Annotated in this window: 33 protein-coding genes; 9 read left to right on the top strand and 24 right to left on the bottom strand. The window is 74.1% G+C overall.

The genetic code is table 11. From position 1 onward, the window contains the following. Window positions 1-31 precede the first annotated feature (31 nt). Genes ACQPYN_RS31430 through ACQPYN_RS31410 form a run of 5 tightly spaced genes read right to left on the bottom strand, consistent with a single transcriptional unit; the run spans window position 32 to window position 2,963 of the window. Window positions 32-763 (bottom strand): hypothetical protein, encoded by a 732-nt coding sequence (locus ACQPYN_RS31430; protein WP_433031391.1) that lies wholly within the window; start codon window positions 761-763, stop codon window positions 32-34. Next, entirely contained in the window at window positions 763-1,176 is a 414-nt protein-coding gene (locus ACQPYN_RS31425; RefSeq protein ID WP_433031388.1) for a nitroreductase family deazaflavin-dependent oxidoreductase, read from the bottom strand. Before ACQPYN_RS31425 ends, ACQPYN_RS31430 begins: the two co-directional genes overlap by 1 nt. A 19-nt stretch (window positions 1,177-1,195) precedes the next feature. Continuing rightward, window positions 1,196-1,513 carry a hypothetical protein gene (locus ACQPYN_RS31420; protein ID WP_433031385.1) on the bottom strand — a complete coding sequence of 106 codons (318 nt, stop codon included), beginning with the start codon at window positions 1,511-1,513 and terminating at the stop codon, window positions 1,196-1,198. Next, window positions 1,513-2,532 (bottom strand): serine/threonine-protein kinase, encoded by a 1,020-nt coding sequence (locus ACQPYN_RS31415; protein ID WP_433031382.1) that lies wholly within the window; start codon window positions 2,530-2,532, stop codon window positions 1,513-1,515. The genes ACQPYN_RS31420 and ACQPYN_RS31415 overlap by 1 nt, the downstream gene beginning before the upstream one ends. Then, the gene (locus tag ACQPYN_RS31410; protein WP_433031380.1) at window positions 2,529-2,963 is read right to left on the bottom strand and encodes a DUF3293 domain-containing protein; all 435 of its coding nucleotides are present in this window, start codon (window positions 2,961-2,963) and stop codon (window positions 2,529-2,531) included. The genes ACQPYN_RS31415 and ACQPYN_RS31410 overlap by 4 nt, the downstream gene beginning before the upstream one ends. Before the next feature lie 78 nt (window positions 2,964-3,041). Here ACQPYN_RS31410 and ACQPYN_RS31405 point away from each other — a divergent pair, with 78 nt between their 5' ends. From ACQPYN_RS31405 to ACQPYN_RS31390, 4 genes are all read left to right on the top strand, one after another. Then, window positions 3,042-3,332 carry a hypothetical protein gene (locus tag ACQPYN_RS31405; protein ID WP_433031377.1) on the top strand — a complete coding sequence of 97 codons (291 nt, stop codon included), beginning with the start codon at window positions 3,042-3,044 and terminating at the stop codon, window positions 3,330-3,332. 9 nt (window positions 3,333-3,341) lie between these two features. After that, entirely contained in the window at window positions 3,342-4,487 is a 1,146-nt protein-coding gene (locus ACQPYN_RS31400; RefSeq protein WP_433031374.1) for a WXG100 family type VII secretion target, read from the top strand. Next, window positions 4,484-4,822: a hypothetical protein gene (locus tag ACQPYN_RS31395; RefSeq protein WP_433031371.1), complete on the top strand. Its 339-nt coding sequence runs from the start codon at window positions 4,484-4,486 to the stop codon at window positions 4,820-4,822. The genes ACQPYN_RS31400 and ACQPYN_RS31395 overlap by 4 nt, the downstream gene beginning before the upstream one ends. Window positions 4,823-4,946: 124 nt before the next feature. After that, window positions 4,947-5,633 (top strand): hypothetical protein, encoded by a 687-nt coding sequence (locus ACQPYN_RS31390; RefSeq protein ID WP_433031368.1) that lies wholly within the window; start codon window positions 4,947-4,949, stop codon window positions 5,631-5,633. 161 nt (window positions 5,634-5,794) lie between these two features. Here the strand turns inward: ACQPYN_RS31390 and ACQPYN_RS31385 are convergent, their stop codons facing one another. The 6 genes from ACQPYN_RS31385 to ACQPYN_RS31360 all read right to left on the bottom strand — a co-directional run bounded on the left by ACQPYN_RS31385 (window position 5,795) and on the right by ACQPYN_RS31360 (window position 12,462). Then, window positions 5,795-6,871, bottom strand: a complete 1,077-nt coding sequence (locus ACQPYN_RS31385; RefSeq protein ID WP_433031365.1) for an RNA polymerase sigma factor — start codon at window positions 6,869-6,871, stop codon at window positions 5,795-5,797. Beyond that, the gene (locus ACQPYN_RS31380; RefSeq protein ID WP_433031362.1) at window positions 6,868-7,656 is read right to left on the bottom strand and encodes a hypothetical protein; all 789 of its coding nucleotides are present in this window, start codon (window positions 7,654-7,656) and stop codon (window positions 6,868-6,870) included. Before ACQPYN_RS31380 ends, ACQPYN_RS31385 begins: the two co-directional genes overlap by 4 nt. 160 nt (window positions 7,657-7,816) lie before the next feature. Then, on the bottom strand, window positions 7,817-8,881 hold the full coding sequence (locus ACQPYN_RS31375) for a cobalamin-independent methionine synthase II family protein (RefSeq protein ID WP_433031359.1): 1,065 nt from the start codon (window positions 8,879-8,881) through the stop codon (window positions 7,817-7,819). After that, on the bottom strand, window positions 8,874-9,905 hold the full coding sequence (locus ACQPYN_RS31370) for a hypothetical protein (protein ID WP_433031356.1): 1,032 nt from the start codon (window positions 9,903-9,905) through the stop codon (window positions 8,874-8,876). The genes ACQPYN_RS31375 and ACQPYN_RS31370 overlap by 8 nt, the downstream gene beginning before the upstream one ends. Further along, window positions 9,902-10,732, bottom strand: coding sequence for an inositol monophosphatase family protein (locus tag ACQPYN_RS31365; RefSeq protein ID WP_433031353.1), 831 nt, complete (start codon window positions 10,730-10,732; stop codon window positions 9,902-9,904). Before ACQPYN_RS31365 ends, ACQPYN_RS31370 begins: the two co-directional genes overlap by 4 nt. Further along, entirely contained in the window at window positions 10,729-12,462 is a 1,734-nt protein-coding gene (locus ACQPYN_RS31360; protein WP_433031350.1) for a PEP-utilizing enzyme, read from the bottom strand. The genes ACQPYN_RS31365 and ACQPYN_RS31360 overlap by 4 nt, the downstream gene beginning before the upstream one ends. Before the next feature lie 158 nt (window positions 12,463-12,620). On the opposite strand from ACQPYN_RS31360, the gene ACQPYN_RS31355 reads away from it, so the two are divergent. After that, window positions 12,621-13,580, top strand: coding sequence for an AraC family transcriptional regulator (locus ACQPYN_RS31355; protein ID WP_433031346.1), 960 nt, complete (start codon window positions 12,621-12,623; stop codon window positions 13,578-13,580). 140 nt (window positions 13,581-13,720) lie between these two features. Then, a complete protein-coding gene (locus ACQPYN_RS31350; RefSeq protein WP_433031343.1) occupies window positions 13,721-14,914 on the top strand; it encodes a DUF998 domain-containing protein in 1,194 nt (397 codons plus the stop codon). On the opposite strand, the gene ACQPYN_RS31345 is transcribed toward ACQPYN_RS31350, so the two are convergent. From ACQPYN_RS31345 to ACQPYN_RS31335, 3 genes are read right to left on the bottom strand one after another with little or no spacing between them, the layout of a single operon-like run. After that, a complete protein-coding gene (locus ACQPYN_RS31345; RefSeq protein ID WP_433031340.1) occupies window positions 14,907-15,815 on the bottom strand; it encodes a vWA domain-containing protein in 909 nt (302 codons plus the stop codon). The two genes, ACQPYN_RS31350 and ACQPYN_RS31345, sit on opposite strands and share 8 nt — an antisense overlap. Before the next feature lie 48 nt (window positions 15,816-15,863). After that, complete coding sequence (locus tag ACQPYN_RS31340) at window positions 15,864-16,757, bottom strand: AAA family ATPase (RefSeq protein ID WP_433031337.1); 894 nt, start codon at window positions 16,755-16,757, stop codon at window positions 15,864-15,866. Then, entirely contained in the window at window positions 16,754-17,578 is an 825-nt protein-coding gene (locus ACQPYN_RS31335) for a mycofactocin-coupled SDR family oxidoreductase (RefSeq protein WP_433031334.1), read from the bottom strand. The genes ACQPYN_RS31340 and ACQPYN_RS31335 overlap by 4 nt, the downstream gene beginning before the upstream one ends. Before the next feature lie 136 nt (window positions 17,579-17,714). Between ACQPYN_RS31335 and ACQPYN_RS31330 the strand changes: the two genes are divergently transcribed. Beyond that, on the top strand, window positions 17,715-19,976 hold the full coding sequence (locus ACQPYN_RS31330; protein ID WP_433031331.1) for a M20/M25/M40 family metallo-hydrolase: 2,262 nt from the start codon (window positions 17,715-17,717) through the stop codon (window positions 19,974-19,976). Between the two features lie 62 nt (window positions 19,977-20,038). Here ACQPYN_RS31330 and ACQPYN_RS31325 read toward each other — a convergent pair whose 3' ends face one another. From ACQPYN_RS31325 to ACQPYN_RS31305, 5 genes are all read right to left on the bottom strand, one after another. Beyond that, a complete protein-coding gene (locus ACQPYN_RS31325; protein ID WP_433031329.1) occupies window positions 20,039-20,416 on the bottom strand; it encodes a DUF2267 domain-containing protein in 378 nt (125 codons plus the stop codon). 127 nt (window positions 20,417-20,543) lie between these two features. Next, on the bottom strand, window positions 20,544-21,083 hold the full coding sequence (locus ACQPYN_RS31320; RefSeq protein WP_433031327.1) for a nitroreductase family protein: 540 nt from the start codon (window positions 21,081-21,083) through the stop codon (window positions 20,544-20,546). Continuing rightward, window positions 21,080-21,391: a DUF6092 family protein gene (locus ACQPYN_RS31315; RefSeq protein ID WP_433031324.1), complete on the bottom strand. Its 312-nt coding sequence runs from the start codon at window positions 21,389-21,391 to the stop codon at window positions 21,080-21,082. Before ACQPYN_RS31315 ends, ACQPYN_RS31320 begins: the two co-directional genes overlap by 4 nt. Before the next feature lie 18 nt (window positions 21,392-21,409). Next, window positions 21,410-21,709, bottom strand: coding sequence for an antibiotic biosynthesis monooxygenase family protein (locus ACQPYN_RS31310; protein WP_274196411.1), 300 nt, complete (start codon window positions 21,707-21,709; stop codon window positions 21,410-21,412). A gap of 10 nt (window positions 21,710-21,719) precedes the next feature. After that, entirely contained in the window at window positions 21,720-22,304 is a 585-nt protein-coding gene (locus tag ACQPYN_RS31305) for a YdeI/OmpD-associated family protein (protein ID WP_433031321.1), read from the bottom strand. 31 nt (window positions 22,305-22,335) lie between these two features. Here ACQPYN_RS31305 and ACQPYN_RS31300 point away from each other — a divergent pair, with 31 nt between their 5' ends. Next, window positions 22,336-22,536 carry a hypothetical protein gene (locus ACQPYN_RS31300; RefSeq protein ID WP_433031318.1) on the top strand — a complete coding sequence of 67 codons (201 nt, stop codon included), beginning with the start codon at window positions 22,336-22,338 and terminating at the stop codon, window positions 22,534-22,536. Here the strand turns inward: ACQPYN_RS31300 and ACQPYN_RS31295 are convergent. The 5 genes from ACQPYN_RS31295 to ACQPYN_RS31275 form a co-directional block, all read right to left on the bottom strand. Beyond that, window positions 22,510-23,148: a TMEM175 family protein gene (locus tag ACQPYN_RS31295; protein WP_433031315.1), complete on the bottom strand. Its 639-nt coding sequence runs from the start codon at window positions 23,146-23,148 to the stop codon at window positions 22,510-22,512. The two genes, ACQPYN_RS31300 and ACQPYN_RS31295, sit on opposite strands and share 27 nt — an antisense overlap. A 16-nt stretch (window positions 23,149-23,164) precedes the next feature. After that, window positions 23,165-23,707 carry a YbhB/YbcL family Raf kinase inhibitor-like protein gene (locus tag ACQPYN_RS31290; RefSeq protein WP_433031312.1) on the bottom strand — a complete coding sequence of 181 codons (543 nt, stop codon included), beginning with the start codon at window positions 23,705-23,707 and terminating at the stop codon, window positions 23,165-23,167. Window positions 23,708-23,787: 80 nt separating this feature from the next. Next, entirely contained in the window at window positions 23,788-24,438 is a 651-nt protein-coding gene (locus ACQPYN_RS31285) for a hypothetical protein (RefSeq protein WP_433031309.1), read from the bottom strand. 115 nt (window positions 24,439-24,553) lie between these two features. After that, the gene (locus ACQPYN_RS31280) at window positions 24,554-24,898 is read right to left on the bottom strand and encodes a hypothetical protein (protein ID WP_433031306.1); all 345 of its coding nucleotides are present in this window, start codon (window positions 24,896-24,898) and stop codon (window positions 24,554-24,556) included. An 11-nt stretch (window positions 24,899-24,909) separates the two neighbouring features. Beyond that, window positions 24,910-25,239, bottom strand: a complete 330-nt coding sequence (locus tag ACQPYN_RS31275; RefSeq protein WP_433031303.1) for a hypothetical protein — start codon at window positions 25,237-25,239, stop codon at window positions 24,910-24,912. Window positions 25,240-25,534: 295 nt separating this feature from the next. On the opposite strand from ACQPYN_RS31275, the gene ACQPYN_RS31270 reads away from it, so the two are divergent. Beyond that, complete coding sequence (locus tag ACQPYN_RS31270; RefSeq protein ID WP_433031300.1) at window positions 25,535-26,023, top strand: hypothetical protein; 489 nt, start codon at window positions 25,535-25,537, stop codon at window positions 26,021-26,023. The last annotated feature ends 3 nt before the right edge of the window (window positions 26,024-26,026 follow it).

Below are 26,026 nucleotides of genomic sequence, written 5' to 3'. Positions count from 1 at the left end.
GCGGAACGGCCCGGTTCGGAGAAGAAGCACGTCAGAACGGGCGTCGCCGACCCGCGGGCCCACCCGCCGCCGGCCGGACCTTCTCGCCCCTCGCCCGCTGCCCGGCCATGCGCATCGCCTCGACGATCAGGTCGCTGTTCCCGCGACCCGTCGCCGCGTCGGTGCGGGGGAAGACCAGCGGACTCGGGTGCGGTGCGGTCTGGACCGTCGCCCCGCGCAACGCATCGGGCAGGCCGGCGCGGACGAGTCGTTCCCAGGCACGCGCCGCCGGTCGTCCCAGGAGGATCACCTCGGTCGGCGCCGGGTCGAGCATCTCCAGCAGCTCGACCATGTACGGCTGGGCGCGCACCGACTCCTTCCACAGCGACCGCACCGGCTTCGCGGTGTTCGCCACCCACCACGGCACGACGTTCCAGTGCAGCGAGATGTCGTAGCCGAGCTTGGCCCGTTCGGTCGCGATGTTGGTGTTGTGCGCGGTGGGGTCGTTGTTGTGCTTGCTGACGAAGCCCGACCCCTCCTCCGCCTCGCTCGACGGGTCCTGGAGCAGCACGAGGACGTGCGCACCGGTACCGGCGCTCGCCGGGTCGAAGTAGGGGATGTTCTCGTAGGTCGTGTCCCGGACGTGGTCGACCCAGCGGTTGAGCGGACCGACCGTGCCGTCGTAGCGCCGCGCCCAGCGCTCGGCGTGCACGTCCGGGACCAGCTCGCGGCTGAGCAGCTCGCCGCGCTTGTCGGCGAGCTTGTTCCACACCGGGCGTGGCATCAGCGGCGTTCGAGGAGCACGACGGGGATGGTGCGCGACGTCTTCTGCTCGTAGCCGGCGAAGCCCGGGTAGTCCGCCTTCTGCTTCTCCCAGATCGGGGCGCGCTCGTCGGCGGGCAGGTCGCGGGCGCGGAGGGCGACGGTGTCGGTGCCGACCTCGGCCGTGACGTCCGGGTTGGCGAGCAGGTTGTGGTACCAGGCCGGGTGGACGTCCTCGCCCGCGTACGACGCGAAGACGGCGAGGTCGTCACCGACGGCCTGGTACATCATCGGTGTCACGCGCTCGGTCCCCGACCTGGCGCCGATGTGGTGCAGCAACAGCAGCGGGGCGCCCTCGAAGGGCCCGCCCACGCGGCCCTCGTTGGCGCGGAACTCGTCGATGATCTGGTCGTTCCAGGAACGTGTGTCGCTCATGGCACCCATCCTGCCGACCTCAGGCCGACAACGCCGCCGCGACGATCAGGAGGACGAACGCGACGCCGACCGCGGCCCAGGCGAGCCCGGCCCGTCGCGTCGTCCGACGGCCGAGCGCGCTCAGGGCCGTCCCGGCGACGACCGCGCCGAGGACGGCCGTGAGCACGCCGAGCAGCGCGCTCCCGCCGGCGACGCACGAGGTCGCGCGGGTGGCGCACGTCCCGAGCTCCGAGACCGCCCCGGCCACGCAGATCAGGGCGAGGAGCGCGGCCACCGGCAGTGCGCAGATCGCCGCCGCGGTGCGCCCGCCGGTCCGGGCGGGCGGCGGGCCCGCCATCACCGGTGGTGGCGCGTAGCGCGGCGGGCCCGGCTGCCACGGCTGGGCGAAGGCGGGTGGTCCGAAGGCCGTCGCGGGACGGATGGGCGGCGACGCCCCCGCCTGCGGGACCGGGCGCTCGACCGGGGTGCCGGACGCGGCGGCACCTGCGTCTCGACGCGTCCTTGCGGCACCGGGCCGGTGGGCGCGAGGACGCGTCGCGCGGCCTCGGTCAGATCGCCGGCACGGCCCCAGCGCTCGTCCGGGTCCTTGGCCAGCGCCCGCGCCACGACCTCGTCGAACCCGGCCGGCAACCCGCCGGTGATCCGCGACGGAGCCGTGGGCGCGGTGTTGAGGTGCTGGTACATCAGGCTCGCGAAGTCGCGTCCCGCGAACGCGGCGCGGCCGGTGAGCATCTCGTGGAGGACGCAGCCGAGTGCGTACACGTCGATCCGACGGTCGGCGTCGACGCCGTCGGTGAACCGCTCCGGGGCCATGTAGGCGGCCGTGCCGATGGCCAGCCCGGTCTGGGTCAGCCGCGTGCCGAGGGCGGCGCCGGTCGCGATGCCGAAGTCGATGAGGTAGACGAAGTCCCGCGGCGCCGCGGTGCCCTTCGACGGCGTGAGCAGGATGTTCGACGGCTTGACGTCGCGGTGCACGAGCCCCTCGTCGTGGGCGGCGTCGAGGGCGGACGCGACCTGCTCGAGCACCGAGACCGCCCGCGCCGGCTCGAGGGCGCCCTCCTTCTCCACCACGGCGCCGAGGTCGTCGCCGGCCACCAGCCGCATGTCGAGGAAGAGCCGTCCCGCGATCTCGCCGAAGTCGTGGATGGGGATGACGTGCGGATCGTTGAGCCGCACCGCGGCCCGGGCCTCGCGCCGGAACCGGTCCTCGAACTCGCGCTCACCGGTCATCTCGGCCGGCAGCCGCTTGAGCGCGACGGTCCGCCCCTTGCGGGTGTCGACGGCCCGCCACACCTCGCCCATGCCGCCGCGCCCGAGGAGCTCGATGAGCTCGTAGGGCCCGAAGTGCTCGGTCACACGATCTCCCACCCCAGGTCCACCGAGGGCGCATCGTCGCAGGCGAGCACCGTCCACGCCGACGGGCTCCAGCGGAAGACGGCGTCCTGGCCCCACGCCGCGCCGAACGCGCAGGCCGCGGCGTCGTCGAGACCCACCACCAGCGCGCCGACCTCCGCCGACGACCCGTCCTCGGCGCTCGCCACCGTGGTCCACCGGCGCAGGCCCCGCGCCTCGAGCTCGGCCTCGAGACGCGCCTGCCGCGCCGCGTTCTCGGCCTCGCCGGGACGCTCGGCGCCCGGGTTGTGCGCGGTGACGACGTGCGCGGGCCCGTCGAACGGGAACGTCCCGCGCACGGTCCCGGGTGGCCGCGGTCGCAGGACGAGCCCGAGGTCGGGGACGCGCAGGACCGCGCGCCGGTAGCCGTCGGTCCGCGCCGTTCTCTCGTCCATGACGCCTGGGATTGTGCCGGGAGCGGGTCCGTCGAAAGCGCACCCATGGGACCGCGCCGATGCCTAGCGTCCCCGGTCGTGGCGGACGTCCGGGTGGTGCTGCAGGCGCTGCTCGACGCCGCCCACGGGGTGGAGGCCGTGATGGACGAGCTCGCCGCGCATGACGTCGGCGACCTCGCGACGACGCCCGGGACGTTCGGCCACGACGACCTCGAGGTGGTCACGGCCGACTTCTGTGCTCGCTGGTCCTACGGTCTGGCCAACCTCACCGACGACGGCAACGCCCTCGCCCGGGGGCTCGAGGAGGCCGCCGCGGGCTACGCGGACGCCGAGCAGCTCGCCGTCGACCAGTTCCGCTGGGGCCGGTGACCCGGGCACATGGCCGAGCTCGGCGAGACCACGGACCCGGCCGCGCTGGTGCCCGGCGACCCCGTCGGGATCCGCACGGTCCGGGCGAGGATGGCGCGGCTCGGGGCCGCGCTGGTCGGCGCGGGCGACGGGCTCCGCCGCATCGACACCGGCGACTGGCAGGGCGAGGCGGCCGACTCCTTCCGTCGGGTGTTCGAGCCCGTGCCGCCGCTCTGGACCGGGACGGGCGAGGCGTTCCTGGAGGCGGCCGACGCCCTCGCCCGGTACGCCGACGTCCTCGAGGGGGCCCGCGACGAGGCCGCGACCTCTGTCCAGGGGTGGTCGGCGGACCCGGTCGCCGCTGTCGACCGGCTCCGGGCCGCCCGGATCGAGGTCCTCACGGCGGGGGACCGAGCCGCGACCCTCGTGGGGCGCGCTCGCGATCTCGCCCCGCCGGCGCCGTCGGTGGCCCAGCAGCTCGGGGGCTTCCTCGGCGACCTCGCCGGTGGGGCATGGTCCGAGATCTCCGCGACGGGACAGTTCCTCTGGCAGGTCAACCCGACCCGCTTCCTCGTCGAGCCCGCCGCGGCGGCGCAGGGCTGGCAGGACCTGGGCTCCGGCGTCGCGCACGCCGTCACGCACCCCGCGGAGACCGTCGCGGCGGCGCTCAACCCGCGCGAGGCGGCCACCAACCCCACCCGCTGGGCCGGCGAGATGCTCACCGGGGCGGGACTCTCCGCCCTCGGTGGTGCGGGCGCTGCCGGACGGATCGAACGCGCCACCCGCGCCGCCGGAGCGGTGCCGCCGGGGTCCGCCGAGGACGCGACGCCGGGCACTGTCGAACCTGCGGTCGGCACGTGGGGCGGGCTCACGGCCCGTCAGCACGCTCTGAGCAAAGGGGAACACATCGGACGACTCGGGAGCGCGAAGAAGATGAAGATCCCTGTGCGTGAGGTCGACACGGTGACGGAAGTCGAGGAGATCTATCGGGCGTTGTCCGAGGGCGGTCAGAGGGTGCAGACCTCGGGTGACCGGACCGTGGTCCTCCTCGAAGACGGGACCTACATGACCTATCGCCGCCAATCCTCCACGCCGCCCTACGAGCCCGCCGTCGACATCAACCCCGGAGACGACACGGTCATCAGGATTCATACACCTCGACAGGAGCCCGGATGAGCCTCGACGAAGAGCTGATGGCTGACATCGTCAACGAGGCGCGGTTCGACTGGATCGACCTAGGCCACGTCATGGCGGTCGTGAAGATCGTCGAAGGCGGGGACGATCGCGTCGAGCGCTACCGTCGGGCGACCGCTCTCGCAGTTCGACTCGTCGGAGAGGGCCGACTCGTGGCGGGCGACATCGGCACCACGAAGGGTGCCTTCGTGCCTTGGGACATGTCGCCTGAAGAAGCGGCGGATGCATTGGAACGCCACGCCAGAGCTGTGCTTGCGGGAGACAAGCCCCTCGAACCGTGGCAGCCGTGCATGTTCGCTGCCGCGCCGGACACCTGACTCGACCGATGAGAACGCTTCGAAAACCGAAGCATCGGCTTCGTGTCCACAGCCCGCGGAACCGGATGGAACCGTGACGCCCTCGCGGGACTCCAAGAAGGAGAGGAGACCCGAGGAGGCAGGTATGGGGAAGCCCGCGCGAGCGCGACGGGACAAGGAACGGCGGGTGGCCGGGCGCCACCACGATGACCGGGAGGAGCTCGTCCGGCGCACGCTCGGCCGCCGGGCGCTGCGCGAGGAACGGTGGGACGGCGAGCTGACGGTGCAGCTCCTCCCGCAGCACCTCGCGGCCGGGGCGCTGCCGTCGGTGGTGGTCGGGCGGGAGCTCGAGGTCGCGCCCGCGATCTACACGGCAGGTCACCTGCCGGCGCTCTCGGGCAGCGAGACGTGGACGGTCGACGAGTTCGGCTGCTTCGACGGCCGGGGCACGGTGATCGCTGCGCCGGTCGGCGGCGACGAGTGCACCTGTCATGTCGACGTGCTCGACGTGGCCGGGCAGTTCTTCCCCGTGAACTGGGCGGCATCCGAGCCGGCTGACGGCCGCCTCTGGCTGGAGGGTGCGCTCTACCTCGACCCGGAGCTGTCGGCCGGCACCGAGCACGGCGAGGCGGTGGCGCTGTGCCGGCGGCGCTACCGGGTGCGGGAGATCCGTCGTTACCTCCGCACCGCCTACCGTCCGGGCGCTCCGGTGCGGCTCGACGCGGTGCCCGAGCCCGAGGAGGTCACCGACGACGCGATGTACGTCGCTGACCTGCGTCTCGTCGACGACGTGCCGGACGCGGCGCTCGCGGGGGAGGTGGCTGCCCGCTGACGTCCCTGCCGGCTCAGCGTCCGCCGCGGGACGAGCCCGGCCCGGACGGGGACGCCCCGCCACGGCCGTCGCCGCCACGGTCGCCGCCACTGGAGTCACCGCCACTGGCGCCGCCCCCACCGCGGTCGTCGCCTCCACGGGCGCCTCCACCGCGGTCGCCGTCACGCTCGCCCCCGCGGGGGCGTCGACACCACCGGTGCCACCACGGCCCCCGTCCCGACCACCCTTCCGGTCGTCGCGCGAGCCACCGCTCGACGCGCCGGCGCGCGGGGCGGCCCGTCACGCCGTTCGCGGGCCTCCGGGCGGGTCGTGGGGCCGGGGTCCGACGCCGAGGTCGACGGCGACGCCGAGTCCGAGGGCGCGGACGACGGTGCCGACGAGGGCTGCGACGACGGCTGCGAGGAGGGCTCCGTCACCGAAGACGAGGGCGCCGGGGACGAGGCCGGCGATGGCCGGGCCGTCGAGACGCCCGGTGCCACGACGCGCGGCGCCCCGGCGTCGACCGGTCCCGAGCCCCCGGTCGGCACGCCGGCGAGGGGCCCGGGGCTCGCGGCCAAGGACGGCACCGGCCCCGAGGAGGGATCGGGGCTCGGGCGCAGGCCCAGGTCGCCGACGGCGGGGCCGGATGGGACGGCGCCGGGCGCGACGTCGGTCCCCGCGGCGGGCGGCGGGAGCATCGCGCCGAGTCCGGGGGCGGAGCCGGTGCCGATCGGCGAACCCGGTCCGGCGGTGTCCTCAACATGGTCGAGGCCCTGGGAGGTCGCGACGGCTGCGCCGAGCGCGGCCACCGAGGCGGCCGCGAGCGAGGCCGCGACGATCGGCAGCCGTCGCCGGCGTCCCTCGGACCCGTCGGCGGCGGGCGTGGTCGGCGCCAGGGAGGCGTCGGCGAACCCGCCGAGCGGGGCGAGCTCCCCTGCCGCGACGGCCTCGGGAGTGCCGGGGGCCCCGAGCCGGTGGGCGAGCGCCAGCGCGCCGTGCGCGAGGCGACGCTCGACGACGTCCACGGCGACGCCGTCGAATGCGGCTATCTCGGTCGGCGTCATCCCGCGGGCGTGCCGCAGGAGCAGTGCGCGCCGCTGCACCGCCGGCAGGGTGTCCAGCGCGGCCACGGCACGCGGGATCGGCCGGATCACGGCGGTGTCGGCACCCCGATCGCCCGCGGGCTCGGGGGAGGGCACGGGCCCGCGGGCAGGAGCCGGAGGGCCGGGCGTCGAGGGCACCGCTCGCCCCGGGGTCATGACGCGTCGGCTCCCTCGGGCTGCGCGCCGTGCTCGGCGTGCACGTACTGGTCCTGCGGTTCGTCCGGTCCGTTGCCCTGGAACTCGGCGTTCGCCGCCGCGAGGTGACGCCCCTGGCGCCCGGGCAGCTGGCCCGACAGCGACTCGAGCAGCCGGCCGAGGTCGTTGCGCACGCCGTCGTGGAGGCCGCTGAGGCGCTGGAGCTCGTTCTCGGCCTCGGTGTGGCGCCGCCGGATGATCGATTCGGTGTCGTCGCGGCGACGCTGGGACTCGGCCTCGGCGTCGCGGGTGATCTGCTCGGCGCCCATCCGGGCCTCGGCGAGCGTCTGCTCGGCCTCCTCCCGGGCGGCGGCGGCCTGCTCGTCGAGCTCACGCTCGCGCTCGTCGAGCTCCCCGCGGCGCCGAGAGGCCTCGTCGTCGAGCGCCTTGCGACGCCCGGCGAGGTTCTGCTCCACCTCCTGGCGGTGGGCCTCGGCCTCGCGGCGGGTGCGCTCCATGAGGGCCGCGGCCTCGCGCGACGCGGTGGCGCGCGCATTGGCGGCCTCCTGCTCGGCCACCCGCAGCACGCGCTCGATGCGGTGCCCGAAGCCCTGCTGGACGGCGTCGCCGTGCTCGGCCTCGCCGGAGGGGCGGGCCCGGCTGCGCGTCAGCTCCGCCTCGGCGTCGTCCGCGCGCTGCTGCTCCTGGCGGTGGGCGTGCTCGAGCATCTCGACACGCGCGAGGAGCGCCTGCACGTGTCCGTCGACCTGGTTCGGGTTGTAGCCCCGCTTCGTCAGGTCGAACACATTGGTCTGGGTGGCATCGCCCGACTGGCTCACAAGGCGGCACCATAACTCACCCATTCGCGCGTTATCACCCCCACTCTGAAACACGACGGTGACCCGTTCGTGACCAAACCTGAACCACGAACGTGTGATTCGCGAGGGTCGGCGCAGCTGCCCCGACCTACGACCAGACGAGGTCCGCGGTGCGCACGACGGTCTCGAGCTTGCGTCGCTGGTCGTCGGCGGAGAGCTCGTTGCCCTCCCAAGTGCTGGCGAAGCCGCACTGGGGGCTCAGGGCGAGACGGTCGAGGGGCAGGTGCTCCGCCGCGGCGTCGATCCGCCGGCGCAGGTCGTCGACGTCCTCGAGCTCGGGGTGCTTGGTGGTGACGAGGCCGAGGACGACGGTGCTCTCGGGCCGCACGTGGCGCAGGGCGTCGAAGCCGCCGGCGCGGGCGTCGTCGTACTCGAGGAGTAGCCGGTCGTAGCGGGCCTCGGAGAACAGCACCTCGCCCATCTCGTCGTAGGGCACCGTGCTCTCGAACATGCTGCGGTAGTTGCCGCGGCAGATGTGGATGCCGGTCACCACGTCGTCGGGCAGCCCGTCGAACACGCGCCGGTCGGTGCGCACGTGCGTGGCGAGCTGGTCGGCCCAGCGGGCGGGGTCCGGGAACATCAGCCGGTTGTCGAGGAACGTGTACTTCGGGGCGTCGAGCTGCAGGGAGCGCACGCCGGCGTCGACCAGGGCGCGGGCCTGGCGCTGGAGGATCGCGACGAGGTCGTCGAGGAACTCCTGCGGGTCGGCGTAGGCCTGGTCGGAGACGCCCGGGGTCCAGTAGCTCAGGAAGTTGGTGGGCACCGGCAGGGTGACCTTGACGGGCCGGTCGGCGTGCTCGAGCACGAACGCCGCCTCGACGTCGACCAGGCTGCCGCGCTCGGTGAGGCGCGAGGTCACCACCGGTGAGGTGTGCGAGGCGGTCCGGCCGTCGGGCGCGGTCCAGGTGCGCGTGTAGCCCTCGGGGTCGAAGCCGTCGGCGACGTCGAGCACCGGGCCGTGCCAGATCCGCCGCCGCATCTCGCCGTCGTTGACGACGGGCAGCCCCACCTCCTGCTGCAGGGCCAGCGCGTCGAGCACCGCCCGGTCCTGCAGCGCCCGGAGATCGGACGTCCCGGCGAGCATGGCGTCGCGCAGCTCGGCCGGGCGCAGGAGGCTGCCGACCGTCTCGGCGCGCCAGGAGACGTCACCCATCGCGGCGCACCCTCCTCGCCGCCTCCGCAGCGGCGGTCATCTTCGCCATCGCCAGGTTCCGCGGCACGCGCCGCAGCCCGCAGTCGGTGGAGATCTCCAGGGCCTCGGGGTTCCGGTACTTCAGGCAGGTGTGGAGACGTTCGACCAGGTCGTCGGGGGTCTCCGCGTAGTGCGTCTTGATGTCGACGAGGCCCGCCGACAGGATGCGGCCCGGGTCCCACTGGCCGACGAGGTCGATCTCGGCCATCTCGCGCCCGCCGAACTCCAGGCTGAAGCCGTGGACGTTCGCGTCGAGCAGCGTCGGGAAGAGCCACCGGTAGGTCCGCTTGGCGTAGGGCAGGCGCCGGAACGAGCCGAAGCAGATGTGCACGGTGAAGGTGCAGTCGTCGAAGCCGTCGACCACCTTGTTGATGATCTCGACCATCGACGCCGGGCTCCGGTCGTCGTCGGCGACGGCCGGCGTGATCGGTTCCTCGAGCTGGATGTAGTCGCAGCCGGCGTCGAGCAGCTCGCGGATGTGCCCGCGCAGCGCCGGGACGAGCGCCTCCGCGCACGCCTTGCGCGAGGGGTAGACGTCGCGGAAGTCCAGCTCCGTGGTCATCCCGTAGGGCCCGGGCATGCCGACGCGCGGGCGCCGGTCGGTGGCCGCGCGCAGGAAGCGGTACTCGCCGACGAAGTCCCACATCCACGCGAGCTCGTCAAGGGGCTGGGTGACCTTCCAGACGTCGAGCATGTCGTAGCCCAGCGCGCCGAGCCGTCGGGGCGCGGGCTGCAGGACAAGGCCCGGCAGCGCGGCGGTGATGTTCTCGATCCAGCCGCGCCTGCGGTGCTCGCCGTCGGTGACGATGTCGAGCCCGCAGCGCTCCTGGTCGGAGATCGCCAGGCGGCAGTAGTCGTCGTACAGCTCCTTCTCGTCGTCCGGCCCGAAGCTCCCGGCGGCCTCGGCGGGCTCGACGACGTCCCACCAGCCCGGGCGCGCCCAGCCGCCCGTGGTGGTGACGGCCAGCTCCGTGTTGACGGTCATCCGCCCTCCTCGAACTGCATGCCGGTGGCGGCGACGAGCTCGTCGTGCACCGCGCCGTTGCTGGCGACGACGTCGTAGCGCGACGACGCGTCCCGGGTCCGGCCCTCGAAGTCGGTCACCCGCCCGCCGGCCTCCTCGATCAGCAGGCGCCCGCCCGCGACGTCCCACGGGTTCATGTCGCGCTCGACGTAGCCGCCGAGGTGACCGGCGGCGATGTGGGCCATGACGAGTGCCGGGGCGCCGGGGAAGCGCACCCCGGCCGACACCGTGAGCATCGCCCGCATCAGCCGGGCGAACTCGGCGATCACCACCGGGTCGGACGACTGCGCCTGGACGATGACGACGACCTCGGCCACCTTCTCGGCGGCCGCCACCCGCAGCGGACGCCCGTTGCACGTCGCGCCGCCGCCGCGCACCGCGCGGTAGAGCTCGTCGCGCAGCGGGTCGTACACCGCGGCGACCACCGGCTCGCCGTCCACGGTGATCGCCACGGCCGTCGCGAACCACGGGAAGCCGTCGATGTAGGCGCGGGAACCGTCGAGCGGGTCGACCCACCAGACCAGGCCCTCCGACGCGACGCCCGTGTCCGACGGCGACTCCTCGCCGACCACCACGTCGTCGGGGCGCTCGGCCGCGATCGCGGCGAGCACCGCCTCCTGCGCGGCGAGGTCGGCCGACGAGCTCACGTCGACGCGCTCGTCCTTGAGCGTCACCTCGAGCACGCGGTCCTGGTACTCGAGCAGCACCGCGCCACCGGCCCGGGCGGCGCGCTCGGCCGTGGCCGCGAGGGACTTCAGATCGAGGGCCTCCAGATCGAGCCCCGTCACGCCAGGACCTCCACGATGCCGCGGTCGCCGTCGATGCGGACCCGGTCGCCGGTGCTGATCGTCGACGTGGCGACGCCGGTGCCGACGACGCACGGGATGCCGTACTCGCGGGCGATGATCGCGGTGTGGCTCAGGGTGCCGCCGGTGTCGGTCACGCACCCGACCACGAGCCCGAACACCGGCGTCCACTCGGTGGTGGTGCCGCCGCAGACCAGGACGTCGCCGTCGCGGACCTGGTCGATGTCCTGCGCCGCGCGCACCACGCGGGCGGTGCCGACGACGGTGCCGCGCCCGGCCGCGAAGCCGCTCAGCGACGTGGCCGTGCCCTGCGCCTTGATCGTGGCGAAGTACTCGGGGGTCAGCCCGAAGAGCTCGGTCATGATCGGATCGTGGACCGCGTCCGGGACGTTCCCGACGACGGGCGGCAGCTCGCTGCCCCGGGCCGACCAGTGGTCGTAGTAGTCGCGGCGGGCGACGACGAGCGCCGGGACGTCCGACGGCCCGCCGCCGGCGAGCATGTCGAGCAGCTCGTGGCGGAAGAGGAAGAACACGTCCTCGCGCGCGCCGAGGCGCTCGTCGGCGACGAGGCGGTCGGCGACGGCCAGCGTCAGCCGACGCACCGGAAGGTGGATGCGCCGGTCGATGAGGAAGTTGTGCTCCTCGTTCCACCAGACGAAGTTCGCGGACCGGTTCGAGGCCAGGGCCTGGTCGAACGACACCCGCCCCTCCTCGGTGAGGGTCGCGCGGGCCTCGTCGACGAGCCGGTCCCGCTCGGCGAGCACGTCCCGGCGGGCGGCGGCGAAGTCGTGGCCCTCGGGCCGGGTGAGGAACTCCCGGATCGACGCCAGCGGAGTGGCCGGGTGCTCGGCCCACGACGGCCGGTCCATCGTCGCGGTCTCGTCGGTGCGCTGGCCCCACACCGCGAGGAACGCCTCGAACTCCGCCCACCACGTCGCGCCCTGCGGTGCCGCGTCGAGCGCCGCCCGGACGGCCTCGACGGTGGGCTCGGTGAGCGCGACGGCGACGTCCAGCTCGCGGGCCCGCCCGGCGAGACGCCAGAGCTCGGCGTCGGTGTGCAGGTACGACGTCTCCTCGCCGGCCAGCCACTGCGCGATCTGCCCGGTGTCGAGCCCGAGGTCCGCGGCGAGCCCGAAGAAGCCGACGTAGTTGGCCGCGAGCAGGTACATCACCTCGAAGTGCACGCCCCACCCGCGGCGGTGGAAGGCGTGCGCGTCCGTCAGGGCGTCGTGCAGCTCGTCGAGCGACAAGGCGTCGACGTCGAGCGCGTCGAAGTGCGCGTACGCGGCCTCGAGCTCGGCGCGGTAGCCCGCCCAGTAGGTCGCGAAGTCGGCGAGGCGGGGGCCGGCGAAGGCGCCGAACCGTTCGGCGCGGGTAGCGATCTGCCACGGCGAGGTGATCGGGCACTGGCCGAGGTAGACGTGCACGCCGGCGATGCGGTTGACCATCCCGGCGGTGGGCGGGATCCCGACGATCTCGGCGCCGTACTGCGTGCCCCACGTCTGGGCGTCCTCGAGCAGGCCCATGCTCGCGGGGGTGATGCCCTCGGAGAAGTGCTGCGAGTCGCGCATCCAGAACCGCGACTCGTCCTCGCGGGTGAAGGGCGCCAGCGGTTCGGCGAGGAACGGCCGGGACTCCAGGCGCGGCTCGTAGCCCGGGTAGAAGTCGCCGTCGGCGTACTCGCCGAGCGGGATGACGGTCTCGTTCGACACCGGCGTCACGTCCTCGTGGTTCAGCGGTGGTCGCGAACCTAGGAGCGGGTCGCGCGGGTCGGTAGCCGCTTCCGGCGAGGGACGTCCTCATACGGCGGGCCTTGACACCCGGTCGTCGTCCCAGTGGTCTGGGTCACTGCGCGAAGGGAGGTGCTCTTGTGGCGGCAGTGCTCCGGGGCGGGTTCCGCACCGACGACCCCGAGGACGCCCACGAGCGCACCGAGAAGCTGATGACCGGGCACCGGATGACGGTCGACCGCCGCGGTGCCCCTTTCCGCGCCGACGTCGAGTGGGTGGGCGGCGACGGGCTGGGCCTGCTGCGGTTCTCCTACGGCGCCGAGGTCGAGATCCGCTCGCACCCCCTCGACGACTTCGCCACCGTGCACCTGCCCTCGCGCGGCGGCTTCCGCGCCGAGCACCGGGGCATGCGCGTGCGCGCCGACCGGACGACGGGCGCGGTGTTCTCGTCGTCCGGGCCGCTGACGATGCAGTGGGACCCGGGCCTCGAGCTGCTCGTCCTCAAGATCGCGCGGGACGACCTCGAGCGCGAGCTCGCGACGCTGCTCGGACGCGCGCCCGAGCGGCCGGTGGCCTTCGACCTCGAGGCGCCCCGGGTCCGCGGGGCCCTCGGCGGGCCCGCCGAACTGGTCCGGAGCACGTGCGCCGCCGCCGGCGCCGAGGGACCGCCGGCGCGGGTGTGGTCGTCGCTGAAGTCCCTGGTGTGCACGACGCTGCTGCTCGGCCACCCGCACTCGTTCAGCGACGCCCTGCGCGCGCCCGCCCCGCCCGCGTCGTCGACGGTCGTGCGTCGCGTCCTCGAGCGCGCCGCCGAGGACCCCGCGTGCCCGCCGACGGCACCCGAGCTCGCCCGGCTCACCGGGGTCAGCGAGCGCACGCTGCGCACGGTGTTCCACGCCGAGTTCGGCGTCGGGCCGGTCACCTACCTGCGACGACGGCGCCTCGACGCCGTGCGCGCGGACCTCCTGGCCCTCGACCCGGGCGCCGCCACGACGGTCGCCGACGTCGCCCACCGCCACGGCTTCGCCCACGCGGGCCGCTTCGCCGCCGAGTACCGCGCCCGCTTCGGCGAGACGCCGAGCGCGACCCTGGGTCGGTAGACCGTGTCCCGAGGACACGGTTCCTCGTCCCGAACCCCGTGCGCCGGAGGGGTGACCCTGCAGCGCGGGGTGTGCCGCCGCGAGATCATGGGGTAGTCGCCGCGTCGACACGGGCGGAAGGGGCTCCGAGCATGGCAGTGGTGACCACGGAGGCTCCTCGCGAGCGCCTGCGGGGTCCGGTCGTGGTGGCGCTGTCCGTCACGGCGCCCCTCCTGCTGATCATCGGCGGGCTGGTCGCGGAGTCCGTGCAGCCGCCGGGGACCTACGACGCGGTCGGCCAGACCGTGAGCACGCTCGCCGGCCGGGGAGCCACCGACCGGTGGATCATGGCGACGGTCCTGGCCGCCATGGGCGTGATCTACCTGGTCGTGGCCCTCGGGCTGCGTCACGTCCCGCGCCCGGCACGCCTGCTCCTGGGTGTCGGCGGCGCGGCCGTGGTCGTCGCCGCCCTGGCTGCCCAGCCGGCGCACGGCAGCTCGACGATCCACATGACCGCGACGGTCACCGGCCTGCTCGCCTTCATCGCCTGGACGATCCCGCTCGCCGCCGACCGCGGCCTCGACCCCGGCCTGCGACGGGACTCCGCCGTCGCGCTCGCGGCCATGGCGGCGGCCCTGGTGTGGCTGTGCGCGCAGGCCTGGACCGACGGCACGTGGCTCGGGGCCGCCGAGCGCGCGATCCTCCTGGTGCAGACGGTGTGGCCGGTCCGGGTCGCGGTCGCGTCCTGGCGCGGACCCGTGGGCCGGGCGTGGGGCGGCGCCGGGTGGACGACGCTCGCGCTCGCGGTGCTCGCGCCGGCCGTGCTCGTCGTCGGTCTCGGGGCCGCGCAGTCCGCGTGGCCCGGGCCCGACCCGTGGAACCAGTCGCTGAGCGCGCTCTCCGGTCTCGCCGCGACCAGCCGGTGGATCATGGCGGCGACCCTCGGCGTCGCCGCGGTGCTGCACGTGCTCGTCGCGATCGGTCTGCGCCCGAAAGTCCCCTCCGCCGCCTGGGTGCTCCTCGGCACGGCCGGGGTGATGCTGCTCGTCGCGGCGCTGAACCCCCAGCCCGTCGGCGGCTACTCCGCGGTGCACATGGTGGCCGCCGGCCTGGCGTGGCTGGCCTACTCGCTCTGGCCGCTGGGGCTCGCGTTCTCGCCGTCGGCGCCGCTGTGGCTGCGGCGGGGGTCCGCGGTCGTCGTCGTCCTCCTCGCCGTCCTCGTGGCCTGGTTCTCGGTGCAGCTGGTCACCGGCGGCACCTGGTACGGGACGTCGCAGCGCATCGTGATGCTGGTGCAGTCGGTGTGGCCGGTCGTGGTGGCCGCGGCGGTGCTCACGCACCGGCCGGTCAGGTGAAGATCCTCGTCAGGGCCGGCGCGACGTCGGTGTGATCGCGCACGGGCCGGCAGCGGCCCCGGCCGGCGCGCGCGAGGTCGCGGCCGAGTTCGACGTCGCGCTCGCCCGAGACGTCGAGCAGCACGTCGAGCCGGGCCAGCCGGCCGGCGACGCCGCGCGGATCGGGGCCCGCGTTGTGGACGGCGTCGGAGAGCAGCAGCACCCGCGCGTCGCGCGTCCCGCCGACCATCCGGGCCGCGGTGGTGAGGGCGAAGGCGACGTTGGTCAGCCCGCGGGTGGGCACGCGCAGCAGCAGGTCGAGCACCGCGAGCGGGGCGACGCGCTCGCCGGGGCGCACGAGCACCGCGGCGTCGGACCAGAACGCGAGCACCGCGAGCCGGTCGCGGCCCAGCTCGCCGGCCAGGGCGCCGACGGTGGCGGCCGCGGTCAGCGCGCGCTCCCCGGTCATCGACCCCGAGACGTCGACGGCGAGCACCACCGTCCGCGCGCTGCGACGGCGCTCGCGGACGATCAGGTCCTCGTCGGTGGGCATCGGGTTCGCGGCGAGCACCTCGAGCGTCGCGTCCAGGTCGAGGTCGTCGCCCGCGCCGTGCCACCGCGCGCTGACCAGCTCGCCGGCCGTCCCCGTCGCGTCCGCCTCGTGGGGCCGGCGCAGGGCGAGCCGGCGGGCGATCCGCCGCAGGCGCTCGCGGGCGACGGCGTCCCCGGGACGGTCACCCAGCTCCTGGAGCGGCACCACCTCGGCGGGCTCGTCGGACGCCCCGGGCGCGGTCGGGCCGCCGGCCGAGCGGTCGCGACGCCGCCGGCGCCGGGTCCCGTCGGAGAGCACGAGCCCACCGCCCGCGCCGCCCCGCTCGTAGAGCGCCGGCTCCTCACTGAGCTGCTTCGGTCTCCGGCGCAACGGCCGCCGCGCCCGCCGGGTGACCGGCCCCTCGGCCGCGACCTGCTTTCAACCCGGCTCGGCCTGCGCCGGGTCGAGCACGAAGTACGACTCCCAGATCGAGCGCAGCACGTCCTCCGGCGTCGCCTCCACGACCTCGTCGAGGTGGATGCGCCCCGAGAGCGCGAGCAGCATCCCGTCGAGGACGAGGTCCGGGTACGCGTCGGCATCGCCGCGCAGCCGGGCCAGGCGGTCGACCACGAGCGCGAGGTCGATCGCCCCGCGCACGCTGCTGCCCTGCCGGATCGCCTCGTGCTCGCGGGTGGCCCGGGTGAGGGCCACCGCGTCGGCGATCAGCTGCGGCTGCTCGAGGTCGGTGCGGGCCGCGACGATCGCCCGCTCGGCCGCCGCGTCCTGGTAGCCGACGGCGAGGCGGCACAGCCGGTCGCTCACCGACGTCGAGAGCCGCGTCGTGCCGATCGTGTCGTAGGGGTTCATCGTCGCGACGACCCGGAACGACGGCAGGGCCTCGACGGTGCCGACGCGCGGCACCGCGATCCGGCGCTCGGCCATCGCCGTGAGCAGGGTGTTGAGCGTGTCCTCCGGCGCGCGGTTGAACTCCTCGACGTAGAGGAAGCCGCCCGAGCGCATCGCGTCGAGCAGGGGCCCGGGCACGAAGGTGTCGGCCGAGTAGTCCTCGCGCAGCACCCGCGCCGGGCTGTGGTGGCCCACGAGCCGGGTCGGGGTGAGGTCGGCGTTCCCCTCGACGAACACCAGCGGCACGTCCCACTCCGCGGTGATCGCCGCGAGGATCGTCGACTTCGACGTCCCCGGCGGGCCCTCGAGCAGCACGTCGCGCCCGGCCGCGACGGCGGCCAGGAGCAGGTCGAGCTCCCGCTCCCGGCCGACGACGCGCGCGGCGATCTTCTCGCGGACGTCGGGCAGGTGGTCTTCCGCCGTCACTTGACGTTGAACCCCGCGTCGACCGGCAGGGTCACGCCGCTGACGTAGCGCCCGGCGTCGCTGACCAGGTAGAGGATCGCGTTCGAGATGTCGACGGCCTCCACCATCTCGACCGGCAGGAGGTTGGCCAGCGCGTCGCCCTTCTCGGGGTTCGCCGCCATCCACGCCTCGAGCTGCGGGTTCACGACCATCGGCGTGTTCACGCCGGTCGGGTGCACGGTGTTGACGCGGATGCTGTGCGGCGCCAGCCAGTGCGCGAACGTCCGCATCAGGCCGACGACGCCGTGCTTGGCGGCCGCGTAGCCGCTCATCGCCCCGCCACCGTCGCCGCCACGGCCGGACAGGCCCTGGGTGGAGCTCGTCAGCACGATCGCGCCGCCGTCGCCCTGTTCGATCATGCGCGGCGCCGCGACCCGCACCGTGTTGTAGACGCCGGTGAGGTTGATGTCGATGACGTCCTGCCAGCCGCGCTCCTCGTCCTCGGGCTCGCCGCCGACCTGGTTCGCGATGCCCGCGTTGGCCAGGATGATGTCGACCCGGCCGAGCTCCGCGACCCCGGCGTCGAACGCCTCCTGCAGGCCGCGCTTGTCGCGCACGTCGGCCTGGCGGGTGACGATGCGGCGGTCGAGGTCCTCGACCTCCTTGGCGGTCTGGGCGAGGTCCTCGGGCGTCGACATCGCGTACTGCACGGTGCCGACCTGCTCGCAGAGATCGACGCCGATGATGTCGGCGCCCTCCTGCGCGAGCCGCAGCGCGTGGCTGCGTCCCTGCCCCCGCGCTGCCCCGGTGATGAAGGCGACCTTTCCGTCGAGCTGTCCCATGCTCGCGGCTCCTTAGCATTCGACATCGGTGTCGCCTCCACCGTGACCCACACCACGTCGATCACGCCACAGCCGGACGGCCGATCTTGTTGCTCATCCCTGGCGAGTACTCCCCGGGTACGGCACGGTGCTCGCCGTGTGGGGTCGCCTCCTGGCCGTGGTGCTGCTCGCGGTGATCGGCGTCTACGCCGTGCTCCTCGAGCGCCCGCCCGACCCGGCGCCCGCCTCGGCCCCGCCCGCCGACTTCAGCGCCGACCGGGCGGTCTCCGTGGTGGACCAGCTCGCCCGCGAGCCCCGCCCGATCGGCAGCCCGGCGTCCGACGCGGCCCGTGACGCGCTGGTCGGGCGCCTGCGGGCCGAGGGCCTGGCGCCGCGGGTCGACGCGACGGCCTCGCTCGCCGCCGAGGAGGGGCAGGCGCGGGCCGCGCGCGTCGAGAACGTCGTCGCCACCGTGCCCGGCACCGACCCGACCGGCGCCGTCGTCCTCATGGCGCACTACGACTCGGTGGCCGCCGGACCCGGCGCGGCCGACGACATGTCGGGCGTCGCGACGATCCTCGAGACCGTGCGGGCCCTGCGCGCCGGCCCGCCGCTGCGCAACGACGTCACCGTCGTGCTCACGGACGGCGAGGAGGCGGGGCTGCACGGGGCGCGGGCGTGGGTGCGCGAGCAGCTGGCTCCCGATCGCCCCACCGTCGTCCTCAACTGGGAGGCCCGGGGCGTCGAGGGCCCGTCGCTGCTGTTCCAGACCTCGCCGGGCAACGCCGGGCTCGTCGACGCGTGGGCGCAGTCGGTGCCGTATCCCCGCGGCGACTCGTCGCAGGTGGAGATCTACCGCTTCCTCCCCAACGACACCGACCTCTCGCCCGTGCTCGACGCGGGCCGGCCGGGCATGAACGCGGCCTTCATCGAGGGCGCGTACCAGTACCACACCCCCGGCGACGTGCCCGCGAACCTCAGCCGCGCCTCGGTGCAGAACCACGGCGGCAACGCCGTGGCGCTGACGCGGGCGCTGGGGGAGCGGGACCTCGCGCCGCTGGACCCCGCCGCCTCCGGCGCGCCCGCCACCGGTGACCGCACCTACTTCACCGCGCTCGGCTCCCTCGTCACCTACGACACCGTCTGGGCCTGGCCGGTCGCGGGGCTGGCGCTGCTGCTCGTGATCGCGCTGATCGTCGTGGCCCGGGTGCGGCAGAAAGTCACGGTCGCCGGCGTCCTCGGCGGGGCGCTCACCTACCTCGTGTCGCTCGTCGCCGCCGTCGCCGCGGGCGTCGGGTTCTGGGCGGCGCTCGTCGCGATCCGCCCCGCCTACGCCGACACGGGCCCGTTCCTCGGGCGCCCGTTGTTCTATGAGATCGCGGTCGGGGTGCTCGCGTTCGCGGTGACGACGCTGGTCGTGAGCCTGCTGCGCCGCCGACCGGGTGGTGCGGCTCTGTGCGCCGGCGCCCTGCTCGTACTGGCGCTGCTCACCGCCGCGCTGGCCGTCGTGGCGCCGGGCTCGGTGTTCCTGCTGGCCTGGCCGGTGGTGGGCCTCGCGCTGGGTCTGACGCTCGTCCTGCTCGTCGGGGAGCGCCTATGGCTCGCCGTGCCGCTGCTGGTGCTCGGCGCGGCGCCGGCGGTGGCGCTGCTGATCCCGTTCGCGGTCGCGTCGTACGGCGTCGCCGAGGTGTCCGACGGCTTGGCCGTGGCGGTGTTCGTGCTGGTCGGGGTGCCGATCGGCGCCGCGCTGTCCGCGCTGCCGCAGCCCGGCGCGGTCCGTGGCTACGCGCTGCCGATCCTCGCGGTCGTCTGGGTGCTGATCCTCGGCGCCGGCGGCCTGTTCCTCGACCGCCCCGACGCCCGCACCCCGTACGGCAGCAGCCTCGCCTACGTCGTCGACGCCGACCGGGGCGACGCCCGCTGGGTGACGGCCGACGAGGCCCCGGCGCCATGGATCCGGAGCTACGCCGGGAGCGCGCGTGCTCCGCTGGCCGCCTGGCCCGGCGACGAGCCCGTGGGCACCGGACCCGCGCCGCCGCTGCCCGTCCCCGGCCCGGTCGCGACCGTGCTCGAGCGCACGCCCGCCGGCGTGCGCCTGCTGCTGAGCTCGCCGCGCGGTGCGCCGACGATGTTCCTGCGGGCCGAGCGCGGCGGGCCGATCACCGTGCTCTACCCCGGCCGCCCGCCGGTCTCGGTGGACCCCGGTCCCGGGCCCCTGGACCTGCGCCTCGACGACGTCGGGCGCGAGGGTGTCGTGGTGGACGGGGCGATCCCCGGGCCCGTGGAGCTGCGCGTCGACGACCAGACCCTCGGCCTCGGTGCCGTCCCGGGCTTCACCCCGCGCCCGCCGGAGCTGCGCCAGGCGCGGGGGAACGAGAGCGACGTCGTGGTCGTGTCGCGGGCGGTGGCGGTGCCCTGACGGGCTCTGGGGGTGTGACCTCCGCGGGGCCGGAGGTTCGCTCCGACCCCGCGGGTTCGGTCTCAGGCGAACAGCGGGGCGTACCCGGCGGGGAGCTGGTCCCGGACGTCCTCGAGCTCGCCACCGGAGACGAAGCTGCCGATGACGCGGAACGTCGTCTGAGCGTGCTCGCGAGCACGCTCCGGGTCCACGCCCGAGCCCTCGTGATCGGCCAGCCGGCGCAGGAACTCGTCGACGTCGAACGTCTCCGCCGACCCGGTGTGCCGGGTCAGCGTCTCCTTGAGCTCCTGGGGCAGCTGCGAGGCCAGGTTGGAGGGCTCCTGGCCCGCAAGGCGCTGCCCGATGAGCTCCAGCGTGCCGGTCACGATGACCTCGGCCTGCTGCGTGTCGTTCAGGCCGAGTTCGCTGTCCACCTTGTTGAGGATCTCGTTGTACTTCATGACGAACCTTCCGTTCGAAAGATCCGCCCACGACGGGATCCGGCATCCGACCGCTCCCGCCGTCGGGCGGGGGCGTTCTTCTGCCGCCCCCTCGGTGCCCGGTCGCCCCGTCCGGGCAAACCCACCGTCAGGATTCGTGTGCGGGCACCCACTGCGTGAGGTCGCGCCAGGTCAGCCCGCGGTTCGGGCTGATCGGGCGCGGCTGCTCGGGGGCGGGGTGGCCGAGGCAGACGATCAGCACCGGGTCCCAGCCGTCGGGCAGGCCGAGGGCCTCGGCCACCGCGGCGTGGCTGAACGAGCTCACCGGCGCCGCGCCCAGGCCCACCGCCTGGGCGGCGAGCAGGATCGTGGCCGTCGCGGTGCCGACGTCGATCCACGGCCCCGGCGCCTCGGGCCGGAAGCCGTACTGCTCGGAGAGGCCGCGGTCGACGCAGATCACGATCGCCGCGGGTGGGCGGGGGATCATGCCGGGCGAGACCATGCGCAGCACCCGCAGCGGGCCCGAGTGGGTCGTGGCGACGTAGCGCTGGAGGTGCCGGTTGCCGGCCGTCGGTGCCCAGCGGGCGGCGTCGAGGATCGTCTCGACCTGCTCGCGCGACACCGGCTCGTCGGTCATCGCCCGGGTGACCCGCCGGCGGCGGATCGCGTCGAGGACAGGATCGGTCACTTCTCGGCCCCGTAGAGCGAGGACAGGTGCGCGGCCAGCGACCGGCAGACCGCGTCCAGCTGCTCGACGTACTCGGTGCGCTCCCGCGGTACGGCCAGCAGGGGCATGTCCGCCAGCGGCCCGGCCAGCGCCGCGGCCGTCTCCTCCGAGGACCGCGGCCCCATCGCCTCGGCCAGGCGGTGCGCGGCGGTCAGCAGGCGCATCGGCCCGTACTCGGCCGCCTCGTCGACCTGGGTCCGCGCCGCGGTGACGAGGTAGGCGAGCAGTTCCAGCGCGTCGTCCTCGTCGAGGACCCAGGGTGCGGTCACCCCGTCATCCTGGCGCGCTCAGGCGCGCTCGTCCGAGACGACCTCGTACCAGCTCATGTCGCTCGGGCCGTCCTGCAGACCTTCCATGCGCTCGCGGGTCTCGAGGAACGCCTCGTCGGAGTGCCACGCCTCCCACGCCGCACGGGTGGTCCAGGTACCGATCACCGTGCGCTCGTTGGGGGCGTCGAGGGGGATGACGAGCTGGTTGCCCACCCAGCCCTCCTTGTCGCGGGCGGTCTCGAGGCGGTCGCGCATCGCGGCGTCCCACTCCGGCTCGCGGCCGGGAGTGAGGGTGACGTGGGTGATGACGGTCATCATGACGTCACGGCTACCCGCCTGCGGGCCGTGGGAACGCGACCTCGCCGCCCGCCGCGCGCTCCGCGACCTGGGTGACACGGCTGTTTCTCGTGGCGGTCCTCTTCGCCTCGGCGACCCACGCGAGCATCGCCCGGCGCTTGGAGCGGCCGAACCCGTCCCACTGCCCGCGGGAGCCGGGGTGGGCGTCGAAGGCCTCGGCGAGGTCGGGCGGGACCACCAGGTCCTCGACGTCGTCGAGCATCGTCCACGACCCGTCGGCCTTGGCGCCGTCGATCAGCGCGCGTCCGGGCGGTGCCATCTGCCCCGACGCCTCGAGCCGCTCGATGCGCTGCTTGTTCGAGCGCGCCCAGCCGCTGCCGCGCCGGCGCGGGGCGAACCACATCATCGAGCGCTCGTCGTCGAGCGAGCGGTTGGTGCTGTCGATCCACCCGAAGCACAGCGCCTGCTCGACGGCCTCCTCGTACCCGACGGTCGGGCGCTGCGTGCGCGCCTTCCAGGTCACGAGCCAGACGCCGACGCCGCGGTCGTGATGCTCGGCGAGCCAGGCCCGCCACGCGTCGATGTCCTCGGGGTGCACCTGCTCGCCGGTGACCATGCCCGTCCTCCCGCGCGTACCGTCCGGCGTCGTGGTGGCACCCGGTCCCGACCGCAGCGGCCGCCGCACCCGCCTGCGTCTGATCGTCGCGATCGGGAGCCTGCTCGGTGGCGCGGCCGTCGTCTACGGGCTGGTCGTGTCGTTGTGGGCGCCGGTCGTGCTGGGCGCCGTCCTGCTGCTCGTCGCGGTCTACAGCGCCGTCGTCCTACGGGGCCTGCGCCGACGTTCCTGACGGCCGTCGACGTGCCTCGAGCTTGTCGGCGAGCAGGCTCAGCGGGAACGCGAGCGCCCAGCTGGTGCGCGCCCACATCGGCGAGACGAAGGCGAGCGGGATCGAGGGCAGGAACGCCAGGACGATGGCCCCGGTGCCCCAGTACTTCTCGTGCGCCCACCGCCGGGCGCGCTCGGTGGCGGTGACGCCGTCGCGCTCGGCGCAGAGCCACATGAACAGCGAGCTCAGCGACGTTGCGATGAGCGCGAGGGCGTAGATGATCGTGCCGGCCCCACTGTCGCCGTCACCCAGCAGCGCGGTGGGGAAGGGCAGGAGCACGACGAAGAACAGGAAGACGAGGTTGCCGACGAGCATCTTCGGGCCCGCGGCGGTCATCATCCGCAGGTCCTCGTGGTGCAGCAGCCAGAAGCGCCCGATCACCGCGAAGCTCAGGAAGAGCGCGAGGAACTGGTGCTGCAGCGCGAGCAGGTCCTCCGTGACCTGACCGTCCTGAATCTGGGCCTCGGTCAGCGGCAGGATCAGCAGCGTGATCGCGATGGCGAAGATGCCGTCGCTGAACGCCTGGACCCGGTCGAGGGACGGCGGTGGTGGCTTGTCCTCGTCGTCCACCACCGACGCCCCCTGACTTCTATCCGCTGATCTCGTAGGTCGGGGTGATGATCGCCCGCCCGATGCTGTGGAAGAAGAGATTGAACCCGAGGAACGCCGGGGTGGCGTCGGCGCCCACGCCGAGGTCCTCGACGTCGACGGCGTGCACGACGAAGAAGTAGCGGTGCTCGCCGTGCCCGGCGGGCGGCCCGGCACCGATGTACCGCTTGGCGCCGGCGTCGTTGGGGAGGGTGATGGCCCCGTCGGGCAGCAGGCCCTTCTCGGGATCGCCGGCGTCGGCGGGCAGGCTCGTCGTCGAGGCGGGGATGTTGACGACCGCCCAGTGCCAGAACCCGCTCGCGGTCGGTGCGTCGGGGTCGAAGCAGGTGACGGCGAAGCTCTTCGTGCCCTCGGGCGCGCCGGACCACTCCAGCTGCGGCGACACGTCCTCGCCCCCGGCGCCCATGATGCCGCTGACCTGCGCGTTCGGGAGCGTCTGCCCGTCGGTCACGTCGGAGCTGGTGACGGTGAACGACGGGACGTCGGGCAGGAACTCGTAGGGATCGGGCGGCTGGTGGGACACGGTGTGCCTCCTCGTCGGTGGTGGTCCGTCTCCCCGCGCCAGTACCCGTGTGCTCCGGGCCGCCACGCCTCCCGTCGTCGTCAGACGGTCGCCGGCGCGGCGTACCGATCCTCGGCGGGCACGGTCGGTGCGACCAGGAGCGCCACCCCGAGCACCGCGAACCAGAGCAGGCTGCTCAGCGCGGCGACGATCGGCAGCCAGAGATGCAGCAACGGAAGGACGCCGAGAACGCCGGCCACGGCGACCCAGGAGGGCAGGACCCGGGTCCGCCACACGACGAGCGACGTCGCGAGGATCATCGCCGTCGCCCCGAGCTGGGCGTAGTGGTAGCTCCAGACGGCCAGCGCGAGGAGGGGCTGGGAGAGCACGGGGAGGACGACGCCGCCGAACCGGACGACGGCCGCGGGGTACGCCACCTCGGCCGCGAAGCCTGCGGCGGTCAGGGCGAAGAAGAAGACCCCGCCGGCGAGGGCGAGGTAGACCGCCGCCGACGGGCCCGCGGCCCGGCGCAGCACGTGGACCAGCACCGCGAGGAACACCAGCCCCAGCAGGACGTGCAGCATCGGCAGCGACCCGTTGGCCGTGACGAACCAGGACGCGCTGTCGTAGTAGCCGGCGGCCTCCTCCGGCGTGCGGGGCTCGTCCGGGGTTCCCACGAGATACGCCGGGATCATGGCCAGCGCGGCCAGCACCCCACACGCTCCGCCGATCTTCGTCTCGGTGCTCGTCATGGCCGTTCCCCTCCGCGCTCGTGTGACCCGTTCATCCCACTGCGGATGTGCCGTTCGGTGACAGATCTCCGGCCCGAGAACGCCCGTTCGTGTTCACGGACGGGCCGCGGGGGCATCACGCGTCGGCGGATCGCGCCACCACGCCGGTGCGGTCGAGGAGGAGTTCCGTCTCGCCTGGCTTCGCTGTGCGCACGGCTTCCTCGAGGTGGACGAGGAAGAGCCGCCAGGCCGCCTCGACGGGCTGGACGTCGGGCCACACGACGGCGGCCTCCGGAGCCGCCGCGCGCAGATGGTCCCCGAAGCTCCTTGCGGTGATGTGGAGGCGGAGCGGCACGGGGAGTGGACGGTGATCGAACTCGGTGAGGACGACCAGTCCCTGCACGCGGTCCTCGTCGACCGCACCCTCGGCGGCGAGGTAGCCGACGAGCTGGTCGTAGAGCTCTCCGTCGGTGGGTTCCATGACGTGCCTCCTCAGGCTGGGTCGCGTGTCGGATAGGTCGTGATGAGCTTCCCGTCGCCACCCGCGACGACCGCTACAGGGTGGTAGACGTCCCGCACCCGACCCTGGCCGTCCCGGATCTCCAACGGCGCCTTGAAAGTCCACGTGTCGTTCTTGCCGTTGTGGCGCGGGTAGCCGGGCTGCGGCGCCCTGAGGATCTGTTCGATGGCGAAGTCGGCAAGGTCGCGCCAGTTCCCGCCGGTGTAGAGCGAGACGTTCTGCCAGTCCTGACCATGTCGAGCGGAGACATGGCGGTAACCGAAGCCCTCGGTACCGCAGAGCAGTGTCGAGCTGGTGCCCACCGGTCCGGGCACGAAGACGGCCCGAGGAAAGACTCGGACGACCTTCTCCGGCGGGCTACTGGCGCCACATGCCGCCCACACCGCCGTTGGTGCCGCTGACACAGCAGTCGGCGGCCCGAGGAGCGTGAGACCGAGGGCAACGAACGCGACGACGGCACGCGCAGTCCACGACATCGAGCCTCCAGGAGAACGAGCGGCCCTCAGCGCCGCGACTACCTGGTTGGACTGGTGTGGAGCCCGAACGGTTCCATCGATCTTCCGCGCCTTGGCTCAGTCGAGCAGCTACGGTCGCACCGTGCGGCTGGTGGCGGTGGTGCCGACCCACACGCTCGCGGACGGTGAGTACGACGACGTCGGCACCGGTCGGCTCGCCGGGTTCGGCTTCGCGCTGCAGGTGACGTCCATCGCGGCCGCGTCGAGTGCCGGCGTGAGGCAGGAAGGCAGCCGCGTCCCCACGACCACCGTCGCGGGCACCGTGCGCGTGCCCGGCACCGAGGTGCCGCCCGTCCTCGACGCAGGGCTGGTCCAGCCCCTGTTGGCGAGTGCCGACGAGCGGTGGCCGGCGGACTCGATGCTCGCCGTGACCGGGCGCCTGGTCGTCGAGCCCTACCTCTGGGCCGCCGACGGCATGCTCTGGCCGCTCCTGCCCGACGGCGTGCGGATGTGGTCGGTCGACCGCATCCGGCGCCTCGGTGACGAGGGCACCGAGGAGCTGGAGAGCCTGCCCAGGCCGTCGGGGCTCGAGCACGCAGCGACCTACCTTCTCGACCTCGAAGGGCACTGAGTC

Source organism: Actinomycetospora sp. CA-053990 (assembly GCF_050948445.1).
In the GTDB taxonomy this organism is placed as follows: domain Bacteria; phylum Actinomycetota; class Actinomycetes; order Mycobacteriales; family Pseudonocardiaceae; genus Actinomycetospora; species Actinomycetospora callitridis.
This window is presented reverse-complemented; position numbering and strand designations above follow the sequence as displayed.